We start from the raw sequence: 25,128 nt of genomic DNA on the forward strand, positions 1-25,128 counted from the left end.
GGTGCCGGCTGGACGAACTGCCCCAGCTGTTCAACATCTTCCGCGGGGAGATGTCCGTGGTCGGGCCGCGTCCGGAGCGTCCGGAGCTGGCGCAGCAATATGAGAAGACTATGCCGGAGTTCGAGTTCCGGCTTCATGTCAAAGCCGGTCTGACCGGCTATGCACAGGTCATCGGAAAATATGACACCCAGCCCTATGACAAGCTGAAGATGGACCTGATGTATATTGAAAACTATTCGATCTTTTTAGATCTGCGCATTGTCCTGATGACCCTGAAAACGGCGCTGTTCCCCGGCGAGACCAACGAGGAGGAACAGTCCCACGATGCGCAGGAGATGATGGTGCAGGAATCAATGGAGTCCGCACAAAATGATAAGAGCAAAGGAGATACCCCATGAAAGTAACTGCTGTGATTATGGCTGGCGGGCGTGGCGAACGCTTCTGGCCGAAGAGCCGTGTCAACTATCCGAAGCAATTCCTCTCGCTCACCAGCGACGGGGACACAATGATTCAAAAGACGGTGAAGCGTCTGCTGCCGCTGGTTTCCATGGAGGACATTTTCGTGGTCACCAACGTGAAGTATGCCGCACTGGTGCAGGAACAGCTGCCGGAACTGCCGGCGGAGAACATCCTGCTGGAACCGTGCTCCCGCAATACAGCGCCGTGCATCGGACTTGCAGCGGCAGTCATCCGCAAGAAGTACGGCGATGCCATGATGCTGGTGCTGCCCTCAGACCACCTCATCCGCTATGAGGAGATGTACGTGGACGTGCTCCGTCAGGCAGTCGCCGTGGCAGAGCGGGACGAGAATCTGGTGACCATCGGCATCACCCCCTCCTATCCGGAGACCGGCTACGGCTATATCAAGTTTGAGCGGGATGCCGATCTGGGCATGACCGGCGTCTACCGTGTGGAGTGCTTCAAGGAAAAACCCGATCTGGACACCGCCAAGCAGTATCTGGCATCCCACCGCTACCTGTGGAACAGCGGCATGTTCGTGTGGAAGACCTCTTCCATTCTCGCCAACATCGAGAAGCTCATGCCGGACATCTACGAGGGACTGGTGCGCATCGAGGCTGCGGTGGGCACGCCGGACTATGAGAGCGTGCTGGAAACCGAGTATCAGGCATTCCGCAGCGAGTCCATCGACTTCGGCGTCATGGAAAAGGCGGAGAACATCTACACCCTGCCGGCAAGCTTCGGCTGGGACGATGTGGGAAACTGGCTGGCAGTGGAGCGCATCAACCCCACCAATGAATACGGCAACTATATCGAAGGCGATGTCATCACCATCGGCACGAAGGCGAGCACCATCTGCGGCGGCAAGCGGCTCATTGCGGCAGTCGGCGTGGAGGATCTGATCGTGGTGGATACGGACGATGCCGTTCTGATCTGCGCCAAGGACAGCACACAGGATGTGAAAAAGGTCATCGAGAATCTGAAGATCTGCAACCGTGCGCAGCTGGTATAACCGGCGGGCGCAGGGCGTGAAGGGACGAAAAAGGGCTTTTTCCCTTTGAAAATAGAAAGGAATACGATTATGGCAAAACATGCATTGATCACAGGTATTACAGGACAGGACGGCTCCTATCTGGCAGAACTGCTGCTGGAAAAGGGCTACGAAGTGTACGGCATCATGCGCCGCAAGAGCGTGGTAGACTACGGCAACGTAGACCACATCAAGGAAAAGATCCACTTCATCTATGCGGACATGACCGACGTCATCTCCCTGATCTCCGCAATGCGGATCTCTCAGGCAGATGAGGTGTACAATCTGGCAGCGCAGTCCTTTGTGGCAACCAGCTGGGAGCAGCCGCTGGCAACCGCAGAGATCGATGCGCTGGGCGTTACCAACATGCTGGAAGCCATCCGTGCCGTAAAGCCGGAATGCCGGTTCTATCAGGCATCCACCTCCGAGATGTTCGGTCTGGTGCAGGAGATGCCGCAGACCGAAAAGACCCCGTTCTATCCCAGAAGCCCGTACGGCGTTGCCAAGCTGTACGGCCACTGGATCACCAAGAACTATCGGGAGAGCTATGGTTTGTTCGCATGCTCCGGCATCCTGTTCAACCACGAGTCCGAGCGCCGTGGTCTGGAATTCGTCACCAGAAAGATCACCAATGCCGTTGCACGCATCAAGCTGGGCGTGCAGGATTATGTGGAACTGGGCAACATGGATTCCAAGCGTGACTGGGGTCACTCCAAGGACTATGTCCGTGCAATGTGGCTCATGCTCCAGCAGGACAAGCCGGACGACTATGTCATCGCCACCAATGAGACCCGTACGGTACGGGAATTTGTGGAAACGGCGTTCTCCCACGTGGGCATCTCCATCGAGTGGCAGGGCAGCGGTGTGGACGAAGTCGGAATCGACAAGGCAACCGGCAAGGTCATCGTCAAGGTCAACAAGAAGTTCTTCCGTCCGGCAGAGGTCGATGTGCTTCTGGGCAATCCGGCAAAGGCAGAGTCTGTTCTGGGCTGGAAGCGTGAGATTCCGTTCTCCGATCTGGTCGCAAGAATGGTAAAGAACGATCTGGCTCTAGTAGAGCACGAGCTGAAGTGCCAGAATATATAACAAACTGTAGATGAAAATTCTGGAGCCTGTTTCGTATCTGGGCAAATTGCTGGTATGAAACAGGCTCTTGAAGCCTATTCAGAATCTGATCTCTATGGGAGAGGAGCGAAACGAAATTTGCGTATTGCATTTGATGTGCTGCCGCTGATCGGCTGCCGGATGACCGGCATCGGGTACTGTGAGGCAGGACAAATTCAGGCGTTGGCACAGCTGCATCCGGAGGACGAATTCCTGCTGCAATTCTTCTCCCGCAAGGATGAACACATCAAGATCGAACGGCTTGCCCCGTATCTGCGGGACAACATGAAGCCCCACTGGGCAAAGGCATCGGGCTATGTCTATCGGCTGGTGTCCAACTTCCTGCCCGTGTCCTACCGGCATTTTTTCGGGGACAGGGCGCAGGTCACCCACTTTTTCAACTACATCGTTCCGCCGAATGTGGCGGGAAAGAAGATCGTCACCGTGCACGACATGGTGTACAAGACATTTCCCGAGACGGTGCGGGGCAGAACCAAATATATGCTGGAAACCGGCCTGAAAAAGTCCATGAAGCGGGCAGACCGCATTGTGACGGACTCCGAGTTCTCCAAGCAGGAGATCATCCGCTATTTTCCCCAGTTTGCCGACAAGATTCGGGTGGTGTACTGTGGTGTCGATCAGGAGCGCTTCCATCCGGTGACGGATGCGGCGGCAATTGCCGCCGTCAAGGAGAAGTTCTCCATCGGCGGGGACTATTTCCTGTATCTGGGAACGCTGGAGCCGCGAAAGAATCTGGAACGGCTCATGGAGGCATATGCCCAGTTCGCCAACGGCAAGCACAATCCCCCCAGGCTGGTGCTCGCCGGCGGAAAGGGCTGGCTGGACAGCGGCATCTATGAAACCGTGCACCAGCTGCATCTGGAAAAAGAGGTGCTCTTTACGGAGTACGTGCCGGATGCGGACATCTGCGCCCTGATGTGCGGAGCGCTGGCGTTTGTGTTCCCGTCCATTTACGAGGGCTTCGGCATGCCGCCGCTGGAGGCAATGGCGTGCGGTGTGCCCGTGCTCACAACCCATGCGGCATCCCTGCCGGAGGTCGTGGGGGAGGATGCCGTGGTGGTCGACCCCTATCAGGTGGACGCCATCGCCGGCGGACTGGAGCGGCTCTATACCGATACGGCGCTGCGGGAGAAGCTGAAAAAGGCGGGCCCGCTGCGTGCGGCGAAATTCACGTGGGAGGCTTCGGCAAAGCAGCTCTATGCGGTGTATCAGGAGGTCTGCGGTGAGTGAGCAGGAACAGAAAAAACTGCGCATTTTGCAGGTAAATAAGGCATATTTCCCCCACATCGGCGGCATCGAAAGTCTGGTGCGCACGTTCTCCCGGGAACTGAACAGGCGTGCAGAAGTACAGGTGCTGGTGTGTCAGGAAAAGGGCAAGGGCGAGGACCGCACAGTGGAGGGTGTGCTGGTGCACTACGCCAGCAGTCTGGGCACGTATTTTTCCTGTCCGGTGTCCTTCTCCTTTTTCCGGAAGTTCCGGCAGATGGCGAAACAGGCGGATGTGGTCGAGATTCACATGCCCTTTCCCCTGGCGGATGCGGCGTGTCTGCTGTCGGGATACCGTGGGGCGGTGGTGGTCGCATGGCACAGCGATGTGGTGCGCCAGAAAAAACTCATGCGGCTGTACCGTCCGCTGCTGCTGCGCTTTCTGCGCCGTGTGGACTGCATCATTGTGGCAACGGAGGGGCACATCACCAGTTCCCCGATTCTGACGCAGTTTCGGGAGAAGTGCCGTGTCATTCCCTACGGCATTGACGTGGCAGCCTACCGGAGCATTGAGCGGAAGCCCATCCTGCGGCAGATACAGCGGAATCCGGAGACGGTGCGAGTCCTGTTTGTGGGGCGGTTTGTGTACTATAAGGGCATCGAGGTGCTGCTGCACGCTTTCGCCCAGGTGCATGGCTGCGAGCTGTTTCTGGTGGGACACGGAACGCCGGAGATGGAGGAGAAACTTCACAGGATGGCGGAAATGGCGCAGATGGAGACACGTGTGCATTTCTTAGGCAATCTGTCTGAGGAAGATTTGCGTGCGGCATTTGCGGACTGCGATATCTTTGTGCTGCCCTCCGTGGCGAACAGCGAGGCGTTTGGCATCGTGCAGCAGGAGGCGATGGTGTACGGCAAGCCCGTCATCAATACGAGTCTGCCCACCGGCGTGCCCCATGTCAGTCTGGACGGCGTGACGGGAATCACCGTGCCGCCGGAGGATGTGCCGGCGCTGGCGCAGGCGATCCAGAAGCTGGCGGATGACAAGGCGCTGCGGGAGCAGTACGGCAGGGCAGCGGCAAAACGGGTGGAAGAAGAATATGAAGAGGCAGACGTGGTGGAAAAGGTCTATGCCACGCTGGCGGAATTTGCAGAAAGGCGGCGATTGTCATGAAGGCGCTGATTATCGGCGGCGGCGGATTTGTGGGGAGCTATTTGGCACGGCAGCTGGTGCAGGGATGTCACTGGGACACCACCGTGACCAAGCTGCCCCAGGAGGATGTTTCCGTGGAGGGCTGCGAGGCGTATAATCTGGACATTCTGGATCGGGATGCGGTGGAGGCGCTGCTGGTGCGGCTGCGTCCGGACGTGATTTTCCATCTGGCAGCCCAGAGCTCTGTGGCGTTCTCCTGGAAAAATCCCCAGAAAACCGTGGAGATCAACCTCTGCGGCAGTCTGAATGTGCTGGATGCCGTCCGTGCCATCGAGGACTATGCGCCCCGCATTCTGCTCATCGGTTCGGGGGAGGAGTACGGAATGCTCCCGCCGGAAACGGAGCTGGTCGGTGAGGATACGCCGGTGCATCCGGGCAACCCCTACGCCGTGACCAAAGCAGCGCAGAACTGGTTCGGGTCGCTGTACGCCAGGGCATACGGCATGGAGATCGTCATGATTCGGGCGTTCAACCACGTCGGCCCCAATCAGACGCCCCAGTTCGTGGTGTCCGACTTCTGCAAACAGGCGGCGGAGATTTCGCTGGGACTGCGGGAACCGGTGATGCACGTGGGCAATCTGTCCGCCAAGCGGGATTTCACTGATGTGCGGGATGTGGTGCGTGCCTATGCGCTGCTGGCGCAGCACGGTCGTGCCGGAGAAACCTATAATGTGGGCAGCGGAACCGCTGTTGCCATTCAGGAGATCCTGACGCAGATCATTGCCCAGAGCGGCGCAGAGATCCAGGTGGAGATCGACCCCGCCAAGCTGCGCCCCGTGGAAATTCCTGTCATTCGGGCGGATATTTCCAAGCTTCAGCAGGACACCGGCTGGACACCGGAGATTCCGCTGGAACAGACCATTGCGGAAACGCTGGACGTGTGGAAACAGCAGCTGCAAAAGTAACGGAGAGGGAGGCATACCAAATGGAAACATTGGAAGAGGCACTGGAACAGGCAAAGAAAGAGTTGGAAGAGGAAGGTACCTACCGTATGCCGACGACTGCATATCCGGAGGAAGAGTGGGAGGAGCAGAAGGTCAAGGGCTGGCCCCGCCCGCTGCACATCTTCGGCGTGCGGCAGAATCAGGTGAACATGGGAACCGGCGCACGTCTGCGGGCGCTGGAGATCCAGAACCGTGCACTGGAAATTCGCATGGAACGGCTGGAAGATTACATCAAGATTCTGGTAGAGCGGGAGCAGACCATGATGGGACGTGTGGCTGCGGAGCTGAACGCCATGGAGTCCGATCTGGAATCTATGCGTGCTGAGGTCAATGCCCAGTCGGCAAAGGTGCGCAAGTCCCTTGGCTCCGATCTCACTGCCATGCGGACGGACATCGACCGCCTGCGCCTTTCCACGCAGCTCAACTCCAACGCCATTGACCGCATTCTGAAAGGCCCGCTTTCCCGTCCGGAAACGCCGTCCGGTGATGCGGAATCGGTGGATATGTTGGAAAAACCAGAAAATCCAGATGTGAAAAAAGCATAAAGTTTGTGAAAATATAGCAACGAATTTCAAGAGAAATGTACACAGGTATGCCGGCATCTTCGTGAGAGGATGCTGGCATATTTTTTTGCATGTTTTCTCGTGCGGATTGGCGAAAAAATCGTTTGAAATTTACAGATGCGATTGAAAGCGCAGAAAAATCTGTTGAAACTTGTATAATTTTCACAAAATTACAGGAAAATTTTTTGGGCGCAAACCTCTTGATTTTCGAGCAACAATATGATATAATAGCCATATCAAACAAAATAGACAATTGCAACATAAATTTTCCAGATGTAAAATGTGAAAAGTCTGTTTTGAACTGAGGAATATGGAAAGAATTTCGAGGATAAAATGAGGTGACAAGGATGAAAACGATGAGAAAAAGAATTGCCGGCGCTGCCGTGGCAGCGGTAATGGCGGTAACGAGTACGATGACGGGTTTGTCCGGGCTGACGGCCGGTGCAGCGAATGCGGTCACCAGCTGGGGCGGCGGTGTGCAGTCTGACGACGTGACGCTTCTGGTCGGCGAGAAGAGCGCACTCCGTGGGGCAACGGTGGCGGAAACCCTTGCCAATGCCAACAAGACCTACGTCCTCGGCATTGCCTCACAGTTCTGCATATTTCTGGAAGACGATTTCAAATCCCATGATTCCGATGCAGAGGGACGTATTGCCGTAGGTGGCGGCGCCAATCTGTCGCCGTACATCGGCTGGGATTATGAAGTGGGCAAAGGCGACTATAACACCGGCGAATCGCTGGAGAGCCTGCTGGGAGACAGCGGTTATGCCCATCTCATCATCAACAACGGACCGGTGCGCCAGCTGAACACCGACAACGGACAGATCTTCTGGATCGGCGACGGCGTGGACATGAACGATACCGATACGAACTACCGGAAATACGGCTTGTATCAGGATGCGAAAGACCAGTTCTTCCAGTCGTCGGACTTCTCCGTGGCAGACCAGTTCGCACTGCTCCAGAAAAACAGCCAGAAGCTGAGCCGCCAGAAGGCGACAGGCACGTTCTCCGTCGGCGGCGATACTGCCACATTCACGTATACCGGCAGCGCATCCACGGCGGAAGAGGTGGTATTCACCCTGACACCGGAGGAGTGGGCACAGTATCAGGAGTGCATCTACGTCAAGTATGAGAACATTCCAGCGCTGAAAACGCCCCGCACCGTCGTCGCCAATGACGGCAGCCCTACCACTTGGAACAACTCCTACATCGTGGTCAATGTCGCCGGAAGCGGGGATTTGCACATCTCGGATATCAACCACGAAAACGGGCAGAAGTTCACATACATCAATGATGTTGCCGTGGGACGTACCGGTCCCTTGGATGATGACCAGAAAGATAACAACCATCCCGGCGTAACCAGCCTGCTGTATAACTTCTACGAGGCATCACGGGTCGTGCTGGCGAACAACTTCCAGGGAACGATTCTGGCACCGCTGGCGGATGTCACAGACGAGTGGACACTGGAGGGCAGAAGCGATTCCAACCACAGAGGACACCTCTCTGGTGCGCTCATCGCCAAAAGCTTTGACGGCGGTACAGAGTTTGGCTACCGTCCGTACACCGGCCCGTACAGTCTGCTTTCTGTAGATACCGGCTATACCGTGGATCTCCGGAAAGTGGATGCCAAGGGCAACCTGCTGTCCGGCGCAGCTCTCGTGCTGTATCAGAAGCAGGCGGACGGTCAGTGGGATGCTGTGGACGCCATGGTCACCGAGGATTTGCAGGCATCCTATAACGCACAGTTCGACATCGGCGAGGAAGATCCGGATGCGCCCGCCACGCTGAAACACGAGTACTACATCGCCGAGGAGGACGCACCGGACGGCTACCAGAAATCCGAGATGCGGTATTACATTGACTATGAGGAAACCTACGAGGAACAGGATGGTCTGATCGTTTCGACGGAAGTCCGTGTCACCATGTATCCGGCGACCACGGACCCCCGGAAGCCCCAGACCGGCGGTGTCACCTATGTGGTGAATACCGCATATACCATCGCTTCCGGCGAGATTCAGGAGAAGCAGTTCACCTGTGACGGCACGACCTACACCCTGACCAGGGACGGCGACAGCTGGAAATACGGGGGCGATGTCCTCTCGACAGAAAACCGGTTTGACGACACTACCATTCCCGGTATGCGCATCGACACCGAGAACATGCTGATCTATCCGCCGTTCAAGGCACCGTCGCAGCAGCCCGCCGTCGGACCGGCATCCCATGATACCGTTCCAACGATTGCGAACCAGCAGGGACTGACCATTCAGAAGAAGGACAACGAGGGCACTCTGCTGGATGGCGCAACCCTTTCGCTGAAAAAGGTTCAGGACGGCACGGAAACGGCAGTTGGCGGATTTGACGGAACACAGGCAAATCAGACGCTGAACATCGGTCTGAACGATTTGGCAGACATCCACGTTGCCGGCGCCAGCCAGAACCCCTACTATGTTCTGGAGGAGATCGCAGCACCCTCTGCGGAATACGAGCTGGCAAAGCCCATCTATTTCTATGTGACTGAGGAAAACGGCGTATATACCGTGCACACCACCGAGGCTGAGGTGAATGGAAAGCCGGACTGGAGCAAGGCGACTGCCAGCACAGATACCGTTGTCACCATGATCGACATTCGTATCACCGGCGCAAAGGTAACGCTGCAAAAGGTGGACAGCGAGAGCGGCGATGTGATCCCGGACGGCGGCGCAGAACTGGCGCTGTACCGTGCATCCGATGACGAAAAGGTCTGCGACTGGAACGGCGAGAAGCTGGTGGACGGCTATCTGGAGCCCGGCATGTACTACATCGTAGAAGCCAAAGCGCCGGCAGGCTATGAGGATACGCTGGTGGGACAGAAGATGTACTTTATTGTCAACAGCGACTATACCATCACCGTGGGCAGACCGTCCTATGTGGAGTCAACCAATCCGGAAAACAATGAGGAAATCTATTTCGGCGATGCGTACAAAAATATGCCCATTACCAAAATCGAAGTAGTTGTCAACGATATTCAGGGTGCTTCCCATGCGATTCAGTTTAAGCCCACTGGCGGTGATTCAGTAATGGAGAAGAGCATCGCCGAGGGAACGAATACCTTTACCGGAGATGGCATTGCATTCGGCGAGGGCGGCAGAATGAAAGTCACCTACTGGAACGCAACGATTCAGGCAATCCGGTATTATATGGACATCGAGGACACCGTATCGGCAAACCTGAAGGTAATTGACGGCGATACCATTCGTATTCAGGTGCCTAACGAAAAGGCAGAAACCACTACAACGACTACCACCACAACCACTACTACTACCACATCCACCACACCGACCACCACCAGCACAACAACTACATCCACGACACCAACGACCACCAGCACCACCACAACGACGACAACAACTACCACCACCACAACCACAACAACCACGGCTACCACTTCTGAAACAACCACGACCACAACCACAACTGCTACGACAGAGGCAACCACGGAAGGAACCACCACAGAATCTACCACCACGACAACAACAACCACCACCACGACTACTACCACTACGACTACTACCACCACGACCACAGCAACTTCGACAACAGCCACCACGGCAAGCTCTGCCGGTCCGACCACGGCTTCTACCGCAGAAACCACTGTGACCACTATCCAGAGCAGCGCCGGTCCGACAATGACCACGACTACAGAAACTACGACATCTGCCACCACGACGACCACAGAAGCGACCACCACCACAACAGAAACAACGACCGCAACGACCACGACAACCACAACTGCAACAACTACTACCACCACAACGACAAAGGCAACAACCACAGAAAAAACGACCACAACCACGACTACCACAGAAACAACCACCACCACAACGGCAAAGGCAACAACCACAGAAAAAACGACCACAACCACAACTACCACAGAAACAACCACTGCCACAACAACGAAGGCAACTACGACCACGACAACTACCAGCACTACTGCGCAAACTACGGCAAGCTCCGCTGGTCCGACCACACCGACCACCACCACAACGACTACAACCGCAACTACCGCAAAAACTACCACAACGACCACCGCTGCAACTACCTTTACCACCGCCGTGACCATCACCACGACTACTACGGCAGAGGAGACCACGACTACGAAACTTACCACGACTACCACGACCACCGCAGCTGCGACAACCACCACAACAACCGAGGAAACTACGACAACCACCGAAGAGACGACCACCACCGAGGAAGAAACCACTACGGAGGAAACGACGACCACAACCGTGACCACAACGACCACCATCGTGGTTTGCAAGCAGGATGCAGAGGGCAATCTGCTGGGCGGCGCTTCGCTTCAGCTGACCGCCGAGGATGGCACTGTAACAGCTGCCTGGATGTCGGAGAACGGCACGCCGTACCTGCTGCCGGAGCTGACACCGGACTGCATCTACCAGCTGTCCGAGCTGAAAGCCCCTGCTGATTTCGCACTGGCAGAGCCGATCTACTTCCGCCTGACCGGAGACGGCATGCTCCAGCTCCTGAACATCACAACGGAAGCGGATGGCACCCGGACGGTGACCGTCGTGGCAGAGCTCACGGACGGCAGAATCGTTATGGTTGACGCATATCTGGGCACGGGCACACTTGCCACGACCACAACCACCGAGGAAACCACCACGACCACCGTCGAGGAAACCACCACCACAACCATGCGCCGGACGGATTCTGGGAACGGGGAACAGACTCCCACCACCACAACCACGGCAGAAACCACGACCGAGGCGGTACAGACCACGACCACCACGGGAACGGCAGCTTCCACCACGGCAAAGCGTTCCGCCGCTGGCGGAGGAACGGCGGGAAGAACCACGACCACGAGAAGCAACGGCAGCTATTCGTCCGGTTCGTCCGGCGGTTCGTACTACCGCAGCACACCCGCAGTCAGCAACTCGCCCAAGACCGGCGACCGCAGACTGACCGTGCTGCTGTCCAGCAGTGCAGTGCTGCTTCTGCTTATGGCAGCAAGCCGGAAGCGCCGGTAACAGCGGGGCGCACGCTGAAAAAAGTGTGCCGTGAACAAACACCATAAAAATTCGGCCGCAGGAACGGAAAAATCGTTTCTGCGGCCGCTTTTGGCTGTAAGGGCTCTGTAGTATTTTCGGGCGGATTTTTCAGCGTTATGGGCAGAAATTCCACATTCCATTTTTGAAAATTTGGGTAAAGCGTCTGCAAAAATCTAAATTTGTAAATCTTTTGTAAGAATTATGCTTGACAAAACCGGCGAAATACGGTATAATAGGAACAAAGCAATTCCGCAAAACAAGACGTTTCGGAGGATAGAAACATGGGAATTTTTTCGAGAATCGGTGATCTCCTGAAGGCAAACATCAACGACCTGATTGATCGTGCAGAAGATCCGGAAAAGATGGTAAAGCAGATCATCTCCGACTTGCAGAAGGATGTCCAGCAGTCCACACAGGCGCTGGGCAAGGCAATGGCAAGTGAGCGGATCGCAAAGCGGCAGTACGAAAATGCAGTAAAGACTTCCGCAGATTGGGAAGCTAAAGCAAAGGCAGCACTGGCTGCCGGCGATGTAGATCTGGCAAAGAAAGCTCTCTCCCATAAGGTGAGCGCAGATGCCGAAGTGGAATCTTATCAGAAGATGTACGAGCAGATCGCTGCCCAGACCGCACAGATTCGGGAGCAGGTGGAAACCCTGAAAAGTAAGCTGGAGGAGGCAAAGAGCCGTCAGGCAATGCTGGTGGCACGCTCTCAGATGGCAAAGACGCAGAAGAATCTGGCACAGACTGTGGGCGGAATGGACAGCTCCAGCGCACTGGATAAGTTCGACCGGATGGAACAGAAGGTGACCCAGCAGGAGGCAGAGGCTGCGGCATTCAGCGAGATCGCAGGCAGCGATTCTGCGGATGCAAAGACCTTTGAACAGCTCCAGCATGATATGGATGTGGATACTGAGCTGCAGCGTCTGATGTCTGAGATGGGTCAGACGGAAGGGAGTGCGATGTAATCATGGCAAAGAAATCGAAGCGGTCATCGCTGCTCGGTCTGCTTTTGGCGGTGGTTACCATTGCGGTTGCCGTTGCCGGCATTGTCTACGCCATTTCCACACGCCGCCGGCATGTGGATGACGCAAAATGGAGCGATTATGACGAGTGCGGCATGATCTGAGCCGTGCAACAAACAAAATATAACGCAGAGCGGATGCAGCGGAGGGCTGCGTCCGCTTTTTGTCGGACAAAAAGTGCGGTTTTTTCCAGGGCTCTGCCAAAATCCATTGCCTTTTTCGAAAAACTATGGTATAATACAGATAAGTTTTTCGAGAACGCAGCCACGGCCGGAGAACGCCGTGCTGCGCTGGGACAAGTTGCTCTGGAAAGGAGAACGGAAGTATCATGAAGGGGAATAAAATCGTATTGGATTTGGAATTCACACCGCTGCGGGATCCGGATTTGCAGGCAGTCGCCGGCAATGAGATCATCGAGATCGGTGCTGTGAAGCTGGACGAGGAAAACCGGAAGCTGGACAGCTTTCAAACCTACGTCAAGCCGCAGTACAGCGATATTCCGTACCGCATCACGCAGATCACCGGCATCACCAAAAAAACAGTGGAAAAAGCACCGCAGTATGCCGAGGCGATGGAACAGTTTGCGGACTGGATCGGCAGCGATGTGCGCAGCCGGTTCTATACCTGGAGCACCAGCGATCAGAACGTGATCCTGCGGGAGGCAGATCTGAAGGAATTTCCGCTGCACGATATGTTCTATGCGCACTGGGTGGATTTGCAGCGAATCCACCAGCGGATGTACGGCTTCACCCGTCCCATGAACCTAACCAACGCCCTCGGTTCCATGCAGATCTACTTTGAGGGAACGGAGCACGGAGCACTGGCGGACGCACGGAATACAGCGGAGATCCTGTGCAACCTGAGCAGCATCCAGGGCGTGCATGAGCGCATCGAGAAATCCCACATTACATACAACAGCGCCTCCTCCCACGGCTTCACCATGGGAATGGTCATCCGAAAGAAGTAAGAGCTCATGTTCATAGGCGTCTATCTCCGTCTTTTCGGCAAATTTTGTTGCATACTGCGTGAAAAATTCTTGCCATACGAAAGTATGCCTGCAAATTTTTGCCTTGTCTGCAAAAAAATTTGCTCGAAAATCCGCATATATTTCCTATGCATACAAGCTCTGAAAGCATTTTCAGCTTGCCTCCCCGGAAAGGGGGACCAGACGAAATGTTTGGTGTCCCTGTTTTCATGAAAAAATATTTTTTGCCTGCGGGTTACGGGCGCTGTCCCAGACCGCCCTCCAGCGTAATGGTTTCACCCGTCATGAACTTGAAGTCCGGAGAAGCCAGCTGTACGCAAACTCTGCCGATCTCCAGTTCCGCATCGCCCAGATGACCAACCGGCGGCATCTTGACGTTCTTTTCAAAAGCGTCCGGATAGGCGTTCTTGAAGTTCTCCAGCTGAGAAGTCCACGCCAGCGGACAAACGATGTTGACATTGATGTTATCTCTGCCCCATTCCGTTGCAGCCACACGGGTCAGACCGCGAATGCCCTCCTTGGCAGCGGCGTAAGCGCACTGACCGAAGTTGCCGAACAGACCGGCACCGGAGGCAAAGTTGATGACAGAACCCTGTGTCTTTTTCAGATAGGGATAGCACGCCTTCATGTAGTGGAAGGTGGCATACAGACCAGAGTAGATCGCCAGATCAAACTGTTCTGTGGTGTGGTCTGCCAGTGTCACGCCGGAGGCAGATGCCTGTGCGTTGTTGATCAGCACGTGGATATCGCCGAAAGCGTCCACTGCTTCCTTGACGACATGTTCCACCACAGCGGCATTGTCTGCGCCGGCGTTGACATCTGCCTGCACCGGCAGAACCTGAATGCCGTACAGGCGTTCCAGCTCCTCCTTGGCATCGGTGAGCTTCTGGACATTGCGTCCGGTGATGACAAGGTTTGCACCCTCTTTGGCGTAGGCGGTGGCAATGCCGTAGCCGATGGAACCGCATCTGCCGTCACTGAGGACAGCTCTGCCGGCACCGGTGATGATGGCGGTCTTGTTGGTTAAGAATCCCATATGGACTTCCTTTCTATGTTGTGCTCCGGAGCGATTCGGCGCTGCCGGAAACGCCGGAGGCATGGGTTGGTTGTTTCGCTTTTATTATAGCATAAATGGGTGGGGTTTGCAAGGACGAGTTTTGATATGGCACGGAACTCACAATTTGAACTACGGCCGAATCTTTGACCTTGCGGCGAACCAGATGAGGCGGAGAATGTCCCGCAGAATCAGGAAGATAGCAATGGGGAAAACCGCAGCTGCCGAATCTCCCGTGCTGTGAATGGGGAGTATCATGGAGATGATAGCACCCAGTGCGCCTACCGCAAAGCATCCCACGAAAAGCCCGGCCACGGCGAGAATATAGCGGTTATAGCCGTAGACGATCTCCGAGGCGCTGAGTGCAATGCCGTAGAGCGAAATAAACGTGTAGATCAGACAGAACATGGCGCAGAAACCGGAGACGGCTGCCCCCAGCCCCTCGCCGGCAAGCTGTGCGGCGTAGAAAATGGCAACGCCCAGCGACGGCAGCAGTTTCAGCACATATCGCTTGAGATAGAATCCGCCGGTTAGTAAATCCCAGAGTTTATCGCCCAATGAAAATTCCTCCCTTTTGTGTCGTGTCAGTACTTTTTATATTATAGACGAAATAAGGGGAAAAGTCAACGGGGGTTGCAGAAAATGGGGAAGTGTCGGAGTCGCTCGGAGAGGATTTTCATGCAATTTTTTGCATGTTTTTGTTTGATATCTCGTTGAAAACGTTCCACTGGAACGTTTTCAAAATCACAGCACAGCAAACGGGACACAGGGCGGAGCGGTCTTGTTCGCTCCGCCCTCGAAAAGCTGTCGCTTTTCTCACCCACCTTCCCCGTGCGCCAAAAGCATGGCGCAGGGAGTTTCGCTGTCTGCGGACAGCGACTCAGAGGGCTACTCGCCTTCTAAGAGAGTCTATTTTGCATCTAGGTGTATGCAGATTGCGCTGTCAGATTTTTTGAGAGATGAAAGAAAAAGCGGAAGAAATCCTTTGTGGATTTCCGAGCACTTTCCTGAAATATCTCGGAAAAGATGCAAGCAAGGTGCATGCGAATAGATGCAAAACAGACTCTAAAACCTCGCCAGCTGTGCTCAGCTGGAGCAGCCTGACATAGCAACCATTCTCAAATCTTTCTGCGTTTCCACGATGTCAAACTACCGCAAAAAGGCCGAACTGTTTCCGCAGTTCGACCTTCTCTTGTTTGTATTCCGGAAGCTTATTCCCACTCGATCGTAGCCGGCGGCTTTGTGGTGATATCATACACCACTCGATTGATGTTCTTTACCTCGTTGACGATGCGTGCTGAGATGACTTCCAGCACCTCGTACGGAATCCGTGCGAAGTCGGCGGTCATGAAGTCGGTGGTGGTAACGCCACGCAGTGCCAGCGTATAGTCGTAGGTTCTGCCGTCGCCCATAACGCCAACGGAACGCATGTTGGTCAGAACGGCGAAGTACTGGTGGATGCTCCGGTCCAGTCCGGCCTTGGCGATCTCCTCCCGGAAGATCCAGTCCGCATCCTGCAGGATGGACAGCTTTTCGTCTGTGATCTCGCCGATGATGCGGATTGCCAGACCCGGTCCCGGGAACGGCTGACGCCATACCAGATTTTCCGGCAGTCCCAGTTCGATACCCAGCTGACGCACCTCGTCCTTGAACAGCAGGCGCAGGGGTTCGATGATTTCCTTGAAGTCCACATAGTCCGGCAGACCGCCCACGTTGTGGTGGGACTTGATGACAGCTGCATCGCCGGTGCCGCTTTCGATGACGTCCGGATAGATGGTGCCCTGTGCCAGAAAGTCTACGGTGCCCAGCTTCTTGGACTCCCGCTCAAAGGCACGGATGAACTCCTCGCCAATGGTCTTGCGCTTGGTCTCCGGATCAGAAACGCCGCTGAGCTTTTCCATAAAGGCAGCCTTGGCATTGACACGGATGAAGTTGATGTCCTTGTCGGCAAATGCAGCCTCGACCTCGTCGCCCTCGTTTTTCCGCAGGAATCCGTGGTCTACGAAGATACAGGTCAGCTTCTTGCCCACGGCACGGGAGAGCAGCGCGGCACAGACAGAGCTGTCCACACCGCCGGAGAGTGCCAGCAGGACTCTGCCGTCGCCGACCTTTTTCCGGATGTCTGCAATGGCAGTCTTGGCATAATTTCCCATAGTCCAGTCGCCGGTGCAGCCGCAGACCTTTTTCAGGAAGCCGTCCAGCATGGTCAGACCGTACTGGGTGTGGTTGACTTCCGGATGGAACTGTACGGCGTACAGCTTGCGCTCCGGACACTCCATGGCAGCAACGGGGCAGTTCTCGGTGTGCGCTGTAACGGTGAAGCCCTCCGGTGCCTGCGAGATGTAGTCGGTGTGGCTCATCCAGGAGATTGCCTGCGCCGGCAGCTCCTCGTTCTGGAACAGTGCGCTGGATTTGTCGTAGATGGTCTCGGTCTTGCCGTACTCCGATGTGGTGCAGGTGGTGACCGTTCCGCCGAGGGTGTGTGCCATCAGCTGACAGCCGTAGCAGATGCCGAGGATCGGGATGCCCATCTCAAAGATTTCCTTGGAAATGTGGGGGGATTTTTCGTCATAGACGCTGTTCGGACCGCCGGTGAAGATGATGCCCGCCGGTTTCCGTGCGGCGATTTCTTTCAGGGGTGTGGTATAGCGGATGACTTCGCAGTAGACACCGCATTCCCGCACACGCCGTGCGATAAGCTGATTGTACTGACCGCCGAAGTCCAATACCAGAACCAGTTGATTTTTCATAGATTTCGTATCCTTTCTGTGCAGGGTGCACGCTTTCTCTTATTATGCCATTTTTTTTCGAAAAAAGCAAGTACATTTTATGAATCCACGAAAAAAGCAGGGACTCACAGCCGCTGGACAGCCGTTTCCGCAATATATGTGGTTTTCAGCTGCTGTAAGCGTGCCATGTGGGGCTACCGGAGGTGGATCTCCTGCTGTTCCGGCGATGCCCACTGTTCTGCCAGCAGGATTTCGTCCGGACGCTCTGCTGAGAGAAAATAGTCGTACCGCAGGCAGCCGTCCTCCTGCCGGATGCGCTCCGGCAGACCGCTTTGCAGCACTGCCTGTAAAAACGCATCCCGCTGTCCGGCTTTTGCGGTGTAGGTCACTAAAAGTGTCAGCATGATGCATCCTCCTCCCGTTTGGAAAGTACGGACACAAAGCGGAAGTGCCTGTCCAGCAGTGCGCCCACGATGCCTATGCCTTTGCCCATGGTGAAGGCTGCCAGAATGGTGCCAATGCCCAGCCCCTCCAGATGTCCCAGACAGAAGAAGGTCAATGCAGCCGTAACAGCAAGACAGGCGACGTCGAAGCCGATCTTGATCTTGGGATAGCCCGCTTTTGTGATGTCGGCAAGCTCCCGCGGGAACAGGTCGGTGGGGATAATGGGGAGCTTGCAGCGGTTGGAGATGGCGATGCCGACGCAGATGAGCACGTAGCTGATGACGAAGTACAGGAAGCGGAAAGGCAGCGCCGTGGGGAGAACGGAGATCCACAGTTCGTGGACATCCAGCAGTTCGCCAAAGACGAAGCCCACCACAAAGCTGAACAGGTACGACGGCACGAATTTTTTTCGCATAATCATCAGACTGAGCACCAGCAGCCCCTGAAACAGATAGGTCCACGTGCCGAGAGAGATTTTGGGAAACACCTCGGAAAAGGCAAAGGGCACGCTGGAGATGGCGGAGATGCCGGCACCGGAGTAGAGCATGAGCACCACGCCGAAGCTATTGATGCAGACGGCGACGAGCAGCGCCAGTTCTCCCCGCATGGTGTGGAAAGCAGCGGATGGGCGGTCTTGGGGTTTGGACGGTTTCATATGACTTACCTCTTTATAGGATGGGATTTGATGTTCTGTCATTTCTAAAACGGTCACCAAAAGATATCGTGTCACGCAAAAATACGCTGAAAGAGAACCTTTCAACGTATGATGTCAATATGATGTCAGTGGAATGTCTGCATTACCGGTGCCGGTTTTTTCGCTTGCTCTGGCTGTAGATGCTTACCACAAGCCCCAGCGCCACATACATGCTCACAGTCGCTGTACCGCCGGCGCTGATAAAGGGGAGGGGAACACCGATGACCGGCGCAACCTTCAGCACCATGCCGATGTTCATGACACAGTGGATGAACAGCATGGCGAAAACGCCGGCGCACAGGAACAAGCCCAGCGAGTCCTTGGCACGGTAGCCGTCGTAGAGCACTTTCAGGCACAGAAACGCCAGCACCAGCACCACGGCAATAGCACCGACAAATCCCAACGCCTGTCCCACCTGTGCGAACATAAAGTCGTTGTGGATTTCCGGCACGGAAACATAGGCATCCTCGCCGGAGAACAGCCCGACGCCGAAAATCTTGCCGTTGGACAGCGCCTCCAGACCACGGTCCTGCTGGTACTCCAGATTTTCCGGATCCGTTCCGGGGTGGAGCAGGACGAGAATTCGCTGTTTGTGGGTGTCCCCGAGGATGAAGTTCCAGGCAGCGAAGAGCGCCGCCGGAATGGTGATGAGAAGCGCCAGCACATACTTCCATGAGATGTGTGCCGTGAAGAGCATGCCAAGAAAGATGACGGCAAAGACAATGGCAGTACCGTAGTCCCCCTGCAGGGCGATCAGTCCCGTGGGAATCATGCCGTGGACAATGAGCAGCAGCATGTGCAGGGGCTTGTTCATGTTCTCCTCATCTTTTGACAGATGGGTGGCAAAGGTAAGGATGAAGGCGAGCTTCAGCACCTCGGAGGGCTGGAACTGGAACGAGCCGATTTTCAGCCACGCCTGGTCGTCTGCGCCCTCACGCCGCTGTCCCAGCGCCGTAAAGCAAAGACAGGTCAGCACCAGCGCAATGGGCGCATAGATGAACCAGAGTTTGGCGATTTTGTGGTAGTCGATAAGGGAGAGCGCACCAACACAGACGATTCCCAGCAGACAGGAGAAGAGCTGTGTGCGGTAGTAGCTGGCGCCCACAGCATCGGAGATGCCGTTTTGCCAGATGGAGTAGAGCAGGAGAATGCTGCATCCGGAGCAGAGAATGGCGGCAAAGATCAGGGATTTGTCCAGCCGCCGCCAGTACTGGTGCAGCCAGCTCTCCGGCTTTTCCCGGCGGGAGGGCGTGTATTTTCGAATCATGGTATATCCTTTCATTGTGCCCAGTATTTTCGGTCCAGACTGCGGAACTGTGCGGCAGAGGCAATGTGCTTCTTTCCGATGACGTCGCACTGATCCAGATCGGCGATGGTGCGGGCAACCTTGAGAATCCGGTCATAGGCACGTGCGCTCAGCCCCAGCTTGTCGAAAACGGCGTGGAGCAGAGTCAGGGCATCGCTGTCCAGCGTGCAGTAATCCTGTAGCTTTCCGGCTGGAATCGCCGCATTGCAGAAGATATTGGTGCCGGCGAAGCGTCGGGTCTGGCGCTCCCGTGCCGCCTGTACCCGCTTTCGGATCTCCGCCGAGGACTCTGATTTTGCCCTTGCCGAGAGATCGTCGAAAGAGACCGGCTCCACCTCAATGTGCAGGTCGAACCGATCCAGCAGCGGGCCGGAGATGCGGTTGAGATACTGGCGCACCTGCCGGTCGCTGCACGTGCACTTGCGGTGCGGATGGCCGAAATAGCCGCAGGGACAGGGGTTCATGGCGCCCACCAGCATGAAAGAACAGGGGTAGGTGATGGTGCCGGCTGCACGGGTAATGGTCACACGGTGATCTTCCAGTGGCTGGCGCATAATTTCCAGTGTCCGATGGTCAAATTCTGCCAATTCATCCAGAAACAGCAGCCCGTTATGCGCCAGAGAGATCTCGCCGGGGTGTGGAACGCTGCCGCCGCCCACCAGTCCCACGCTGGAAATGGTGTGGTGCGGAGAGCGGAACGGCCGTGTGCGGATGAGGGGCTGCTTGGGGTCAAGCAGTCCGGCGATGGAGTAGATCTGTGTGGTCTCCATGGATTCCGCCCGTGTCATCTCCGGCAAAATCGAGGGGATGCGCTTGGCGAGCATGCTCTTTCCGCTGCCGGGACTGCCGATCATCAGGGCGTTGTGTCCGCCGGCTGCGGCGATCTCCAGCGCATAGCGTGCGTTCTGCTGCCCTTTCACGTCGGCAAAATCCAGCTGCTGGTCGGCAGAAACCGGAGATGTGTCGGTTTCCGGCTGCAGGGGAAGAGGTGCCTCCTGTTCCAGATGGGCGATCAGCTCTTCCACATTGCGGACGGCGTACACCGGAATTCCGGCGGCAGCAGCTTCCGCCGCATTTTCCGCCGGCACGTACAGCTCCTGCGCTCCGGTCTGCGCCGCCAGCAGCGCCATGGGCAGTACGCCGTTGACACTGCGCACCTGTCCGGAGAGGGAGACCTCGCCGAGGAATACCCGTCCGGCTGGCTGGGGAGAGAGCATCTGCATGCAGACCAGAATACCCAGCAGAATGGCGAGATCGTGCATGGTGCCGATCTTTTTCACGTCGGCAGGTGCGAGATTGACGGTGATGCGGCGGGGCGGCAGAAGCACGGACATGGCGGTCAGTGCAGCCCGAATGCGCTCTCGGCTCTCCCGCACGGACGCATCGGGCAGCCCCACGATTTCGAACTGGGGATTGCCGCGGCTGATGCTGACTTCCACGTCAACGGGAAAGGCGTTCAGCCCGAACAGCCCTAGACTTTTGATTTGGGTAAACATCGATTCACCTCACAGAAGGAATTGCACTTATAAGTATAGCATGGTTTGGGGGAAAAGTAAATAGGAAAACGGAAAAGTGCGCCCACCCGTCCGAGGACGAATGTGCGCACTGGTGATACTGGATTTATTTTGAAAGGAGTTGAAACAGCGGAGTTATGCCTCCACAAAGCGGGAAGCATCATCGCCCCGCTGAACCCGGATGCTGTTCGGAACGTAATAGCAGTTCTGGTCGCCATTTGTTGCAAACACGCCGACACCGTTCTTTTCCCAGAATCTGTAGTAAACGAGTGCGGCATAGTAACCCGCTACGTGCAAATTTTCCCGAACATCGTCCAACGATACTGCATCCTGCAAGCCATCCATATCCATCAGATTCAATTGCACCTGAGAATATGCATCAATGCAATCGAGGCTGCCGGCTGCTCTGTGCGAATAGTAGTTCATGATTTCGTAGGAGTCATCCACAAAATAACTGCCATTCAAATCGATATCGCCCAGACGGTATACCTCATTTTCGGCAATGCCCTTTGCGTCCTCTTCGTCGACTACGCCATCCCCATTGTAGTCTGCCAGCTTCAGCTGTTCTTCCGAGAGGTTGTTGTCACCGTGAATCAGGTGGCGGGAAACCAGTGCAGCATCATGTCCGGTGAGTACGCCGTCCATATCCACATCGCCCGGTGCAAAACTTTCCGCACCAGCGGAGAGGAACGGCAGAGAGCCCAGCGCCATGATAGATGCCGTCAAAAATGCGAGTGCCTTTTTCATAAAAATCATCCTTTCTTGTTTTAGTTCTTTCTTAAAAAGGTTGCATCGGATACAAGAATCTCATATCCTGTGTTCATTATAGCACATGGAAAATCCGTTGTCAATAGGGATTGCAAAAAAATGGGAGAAAATTTCGGAAAAATTTTTTGTGGAACTTCACAAAAAGCGTGCGCCCCATCCGAAGACAAGACGCACGCTGGTTATGTTGTGTTTTAAAAGGAATCGAAGAGAAGTTACTTGACGATTATTTCGAGATCGTTTTCGTAGGGATTGTCGAAGAAATAGCACTTCTGTCCGTTAACAACAGGAAATACCTCATCGGAACGACCAGCTGACCGCAACGAAAAAACGACAAGGCAATCAAAAGAATCGTCCAGGGTTACTTCTGTAGCGACTGTACACTTTCCAGCCATGTCGGCGAGATTCTTCTGCACATCAGTGAGCGCATCGGGAATGGGATTTTTTCCGCTAGCAATATACGAATACTCCTGGAATATGACCAGTGCGTCATCCATATCAGCATCGTTATCCATATCGACGTCGCCGAGTTCCCAAACCTCGTTCTCGTGGATTGCTTCTACGTCTGTCTGATCGACTACGCCATCCCCATTGTAGTCTGCCAGTTCCAGCTGCTTTCTGGAAAGACTGTTATCGCCACGTGCCAGATGGCGGGAAACCAAGGCGGTATCATGTCCGGTGAGCACGCCGTCCATATCCACATCGCCCGGTGCAAAACTTTCCGCACCAACGGAGAGGAACGGCAGAGAACCCAGTGCCATGACAGACGCCGTCAAAAATGCAAGTGCCTTTTTCATAAAAATCATCCTTTCTCAAAAAAGTCATTCTTTCTTTTTCTGAAGATCAAGAAAACTTTCTTTTCTCTTCGTTTTCATTATAGCATGAGATGCAGAATTTGTCAAGCGATTTTTTGGAAAAATTAGCAGAAACTTGACCTGCCATTCCATTTTCCTAAATATGGATGTTCTGAACTTAAAATCCTTTTCCGGGACCGTTTTGAATATAATCCGCCGGATCAAAGAAATAGCACGGCGCACCATTTTTTGTAATATAGAACACGCCTGAGCCATAGGCTGCTTGAGTGTTGCTCAAACAGCCGGCAGCATAGATACAGTAGTATTGCAGAATGGTCATGGCGTCATCCATGTCTGGTGCGCCGTCCTGCAAGCCAGTGATATCGGCGAGGTTTTTCTGCAACTTGGAAAACTTCGGGGTTGTGCTGCCGTCATGATACAGGAACGTAGCAGCATAGGAGACTTCCTGTAAGGTGTCGAAAGCGTCGTCGTCATTTATGTTGCCGTTCAGCTGCACATCTCCCAGCAGATACACCGCCTTCTGATGAATGAGGTCGGCGTCTGTCTGGTCAACTACGCCGTCCTGGTTGATGTCTGCCAGTTTCAGCTGCTTGTCCGTCAGGCGGTTGTCGCCCAACAGCACATAGCGGGAGACCAGCGCAGCGTCATGTCCTGTGATGACGGTGTCCCGATCTACGTCCCCCAGCGGGAACGGGTCAAACTCCGCTGCGCCGGCAGAAACGGGCAGGGAGGCGATAGCTAAAATAGAGGCAGTCAGGCATGCAAGTGATTTTTTCATAGCAATCCCTCCAATTATGAATTTTCGTGGTATATGGAATCGTGTTCGTCAAAATAATAGCACCGCTGTCCATCGGCGTTGCGGAAAACGTCGTATTCACCGGCGGGGATGTCGAAGTTGCGACCGGCTGCACGGTAGCAGCTGTATAGGAATATGTTCATGGCGGTGTCAAGGCTGGCATTCAGATAGGGAAAACCAGTCATGTCGGCGAGGTTGATTTGCAGCTTGGAGAGGTGACCGGAAACAACATATCCGTTCAGAATCGCTGCGGTTTTTGCGTGTTCCGCAAGAACCTCAAGTGTATCATCAGTGTCTGCGTCACCGTCCAGATCGGCATCTCCCAGCCGGTAGCCGTTTTCCAGTGCCTGCTGGTGAATGAGGTCGGCGTCTGTCTGGTCAACCACGCCGTCCCGATTGATGTCCGCCTGCTTCAGCTGCTTGTCCGTCAGACGGTTGTCGCCCCGCAGGATATAGCGGGAGACCATGGCAGCGTCGTGTCCTGTGATGACGGTGTCCCGATCTACGTCCCCCGGCGGGAACGGGTCAAACTCCGCTGCGCCGGCAGAAATGGGCAGGGAGGCGATAGCTAAAATAGAGGCAATTAGGCATGCAAGTGATTTTTTCATAGCAATCCCTCCAATTATGAATTTTTGTGGTATATCGAATCGTGCGGATCAAAGTAATAGCACCGCTGCCCGTCGGCATTGCGGAAAACGTCACGTTCATAGGGCGAGATGCCGAAGTCATGGCCGGCTGCACAGTGACTGTAGTACTGCAATACATTCATAGCATTGTCAAGGCTGACCTCCAGATACGGAAAGCCAGTCGTGTTGGCAAGGTTGGCTTGCAGACCGGAAAAATGCATCCACGGCACATTCAGATCCCCTCGGAGGATTGCGGCGTTTTTGGAGTACTCCTGTGCAATCTGAAATGCGTCATCTATCGAAAGTTTACCGTCCAGATCGGCATCTCCAAGCCAGTAGCCATTTTCCACTGCCTGCTGATGAATGAGGTCGGCGTCTGTCTGGTCAACTACGCCGTCCTGGTTGATGTCCGCCTGCTTCAGCTGCTTGTCCGTCAGGCGGTTGTCGCCCCGCAGCACGTAGCGGGAAACCATGGCAGCGTCATGTCCTGTGATGACGGTGTCCCGATCCACATCTCCCGGCGGAAACGGGTCAAATTCTGCTGCGCCGGCAGAATACGGCAGAGAAGCCAGCGCCAGCACTGAGGCAGTGAAGTATGCGAGTATTTTTTTCATAAAAACCCATCCTTTCTGAAAAATCTTTCTTAAAAATTCTTGGACTGCGTGCTGGCTTTATTATAACACCCGGAGGATAGACTGTCAATATCCTCCGAAAAATGGAAAAATCAGGAAGCCGAAAACGATGGATTTTCAGCAGGCCGAAATGCCGCTGCCGGCGGTCAGTGCCCGAA

At 55.0% G+C, this 25,128-nt stretch carries 23 protein-coding genes; 11 read left to right on the top strand and 12 right to left on the bottom strand.

What is annotated here, in order from left to right; translation table 11 throughout:
- The 11 genes from QZL66_RS04255 to QZL66_RS04305 all read left to right on the top strand — a co-directional run.
- The coding region (locus tag QZL66_RS04255) for a sugar transferase (protein ID WP_293601851.1) at positions 1 to 398 on the top strand (398 nt) is incomplete at its 5' end.
- Complete coding sequence (locus QZL66_RS04260) at positions 395 to 1,471, top strand: mannose-1-phosphate guanylyltransferase (protein ID WP_022410505.1); 1,077 nt, start codon at positions 395 to 397, stop codon at positions 1,469 to 1,471. The genes QZL66_RS04255 and QZL66_RS04260, both read left to right, overlap by 4 nt.
- A 69-nt stretch (positions 1,472 to 1,540) precedes the next feature.
- Entirely contained in the window at positions 1,541 to 2,575 is a 1,035-nt protein-coding gene (gmd, locus tag QZL66_RS04265) for a GDP-mannose 4,6-dehydratase (RefSeq protein WP_022410506.1), read from the top strand.
- A gap of 117 nt (positions 2,576 to 2,692) precedes the next feature.
- Entirely contained in the window at positions 2,693 to 3,844 is a 1,152-nt protein-coding gene (locus QZL66_RS04270) for a glycosyltransferase family 4 protein (protein WP_022410507.1), read from the top strand.
- Positions 3,837 to 4,994: a glycosyltransferase gene (locus QZL66_RS04275; RefSeq protein WP_022410508.1), complete on the top strand. Its 1,158-nt coding sequence runs from the start codon at positions 3,837 to 3,839 to the stop codon at positions 4,992 to 4,994. Before QZL66_RS04270 ends, QZL66_RS04275 begins: the two co-directional genes overlap by 8 nt.
- Positions 4,991 to 5,938, top strand: coding sequence for a GDP-mannose 4,6-dehydratase (locus QZL66_RS04280; RefSeq protein ID WP_022410509.1), 948 nt, complete (start codon positions 4,991 to 4,993; stop codon positions 5,936 to 5,938). Before QZL66_RS04275 ends, QZL66_RS04280 begins: the two co-directional genes overlap by 4 nt.
- A gap of 20 nt (positions 5,939 to 5,958) precedes the next feature.
- Entirely contained in the window at positions 5,959 to 6,522 is a 564-nt protein-coding gene (locus tag QZL66_RS04285; protein ID WP_022410510.1) for a hypothetical protein, read from the top strand.
- Between the two features lie 374 nt (positions 6,523 to 6,896).
- Entirely contained in the window at positions 6,897 to 11,567 is a 4,671-nt protein-coding gene (locus tag QZL66_RS04290; RefSeq protein WP_022410511.1) for a choice-of-anchor A family protein, read from the top strand.
- Positions 11,568 to 11,869: 302 nt separating this feature from the next.
- Positions 11,870 to 12,553, top strand: a complete 684-nt coding sequence (locus tag QZL66_RS04295) for a PspA/IM30 family protein (protein ID WP_022410512.1) — start codon at positions 11,870 to 11,872, stop codon at positions 12,551 to 12,553.
- 2 nt (positions 12,554 to 12,555) lie between these two features.
- Positions 12,556 to 12,714, top strand: coding sequence for a hypothetical protein (locus QZL66_RS04300; protein ID WP_022410513.1), 159 nt, complete (start codon positions 12,556 to 12,558; stop codon positions 12,712 to 12,714).
- A 224-nt stretch (positions 12,715 to 12,938) separates the two neighbouring features.
- A complete protein-coding gene (locus QZL66_RS04305) occupies positions 12,939 to 13,577 on the top strand; it encodes a 3'-5' exonuclease (protein ID WP_022410514.1) in 639 nt (212 codons plus the stop codon).
- Positions 13,578 to 13,830: 253 nt separating this feature from the next.
- Here QZL66_RS04305 and QZL66_RS04310 read toward each other — a convergent pair whose 3' ends face one another.
- The 12 genes from QZL66_RS04310 to QZL66_RS04365 form a co-directional block, all read right to left on the bottom strand.
- Entirely contained in the window at positions 13,831 to 14,631 is an 801-nt protein-coding gene (locus QZL66_RS04310) for an SDR family NAD(P)-dependent oxidoreductase (RefSeq protein WP_022410515.1), read from the bottom strand.
- Positions 14,632 to 14,781: 150 nt separating this feature from the next.
- The gene (locus tag QZL66_RS04315) at positions 14,782 to 15,207 is read right to left on the bottom strand and encodes a hypothetical protein (protein WP_022410516.1); all 426 of its coding nucleotides are present in this window, start codon (positions 15,205 to 15,207) and stop codon (positions 14,782 to 14,784) included.
- Between the two features lie 653 nt (positions 15,208 to 15,860).
- Positions 15,861 to 17,399 carry a glutamine-hydrolyzing GMP synthase gene (guaA, locus tag QZL66_RS04320; protein ID WP_022410517.1) on the bottom strand — a complete coding sequence of 513 codons (1,539 nt, stop codon included), beginning with the start codon at positions 17,397 to 17,399 and terminating at the stop codon, positions 15,861 to 15,863.
- 173 nt (positions 17,400 to 17,572) lie between these two features.
- A complete protein-coding gene (locus tag QZL66_RS04325) occupies positions 17,573 to 17,782 on the bottom strand; it encodes a putative quinol monooxygenase (protein ID WP_022410518.1) in 210 nt (69 codons plus the stop codon).
- The gene (locus QZL66_RS04330) at positions 17,776 to 18,477 is read right to left on the bottom strand and encodes a DUF6198 family protein (protein WP_022410519.1); all 702 of its coding nucleotides are present in this window, start codon (positions 18,475 to 18,477) and stop codon (positions 17,776 to 17,778) included. Before QZL66_RS04330 ends, QZL66_RS04325 begins: the two co-directional genes overlap by 7 nt.
- A 142-nt stretch (positions 18,478 to 18,619) precedes the next feature.
- The gene (locus QZL66_RS04335) at positions 18,620 to 19,783 is read right to left on the bottom strand and encodes an FtsW/RodA/SpoVE family cell cycle protein (RefSeq protein ID WP_022410520.1); all 1,164 of its coding nucleotides are present in this window, start codon (positions 19,781 to 19,783) and stop codon (positions 18,620 to 18,622) included.
- Positions 19,784 to 19,794: 11 nt separating this feature from the next.
- On the bottom strand, positions 19,795 to 21,318 hold the full coding sequence (locus tag QZL66_RS04340; RefSeq protein ID WP_022410521.1) for a YifB family Mg chelatase-like AAA ATPase: 1,524 nt from the start codon (positions 21,316 to 21,318) through the stop codon (positions 19,795 to 19,797).
- A gap of 153 nt (positions 21,319 to 21,471) precedes the next feature.
- Positions 21,472 to 22,083: a dockerin type I repeat-containing protein gene (locus tag QZL66_RS04345; RefSeq protein ID WP_022410522.1), complete on the bottom strand. Its 612-nt coding sequence runs from the start codon at positions 22,081 to 22,083 to the stop codon at positions 21,472 to 21,474.
- A 233-nt stretch (positions 22,084 to 22,316) separates the two neighbouring features.
- Positions 22,317 to 22,898: a dockerin type I repeat-containing protein gene (locus tag QZL66_RS04350; RefSeq protein WP_022410523.1), complete on the bottom strand. Its 582-nt coding sequence runs from the start codon at positions 22,896 to 22,898 to the stop codon at positions 22,317 to 22,319.
- 175 nt (positions 22,899 to 23,073) lie between these two features.
- Positions 23,074 to 23,694 carry a dockerin type I domain-containing protein gene (locus tag QZL66_RS04355; RefSeq protein WP_022410524.1) on the bottom strand — a complete coding sequence of 207 codons (621 nt, stop codon included), beginning with the start codon at positions 23,692 to 23,694 and terminating at the stop codon, positions 23,074 to 23,076.
- Between the two features lie 14 nt (positions 23,695 to 23,708).
- Positions 23,709 to 24,320 carry a dockerin type I domain-containing protein gene (locus QZL66_RS04360; protein WP_022410525.1) on the bottom strand — a complete coding sequence of 204 codons (612 nt, stop codon included), beginning with the start codon at positions 24,318 to 24,320 and terminating at the stop codon, positions 23,709 to 23,711.
- A gap of 14 nt (positions 24,321 to 24,334) precedes the next feature.
- The gene (locus QZL66_RS04365; protein ID WP_022410526.1) at positions 24,335 to 24,952 is read right to left on the bottom strand and encodes a dockerin type I domain-containing protein; all 618 of its coding nucleotides are present in this window, start codon (positions 24,950 to 24,952) and stop codon (positions 24,335 to 24,337) included.
- Between the last annotated feature and the right edge of the window lie 176 nt (positions 24,953 to 25,128).

The organism is Ruminococcus sp. CAG:330 (assembly GCF_000437175.1).
Lineage (GTDB): Bacteria > Bacillota > Clostridia > Oscillospirales > Ruminococcaceae > Ruminococcus_C.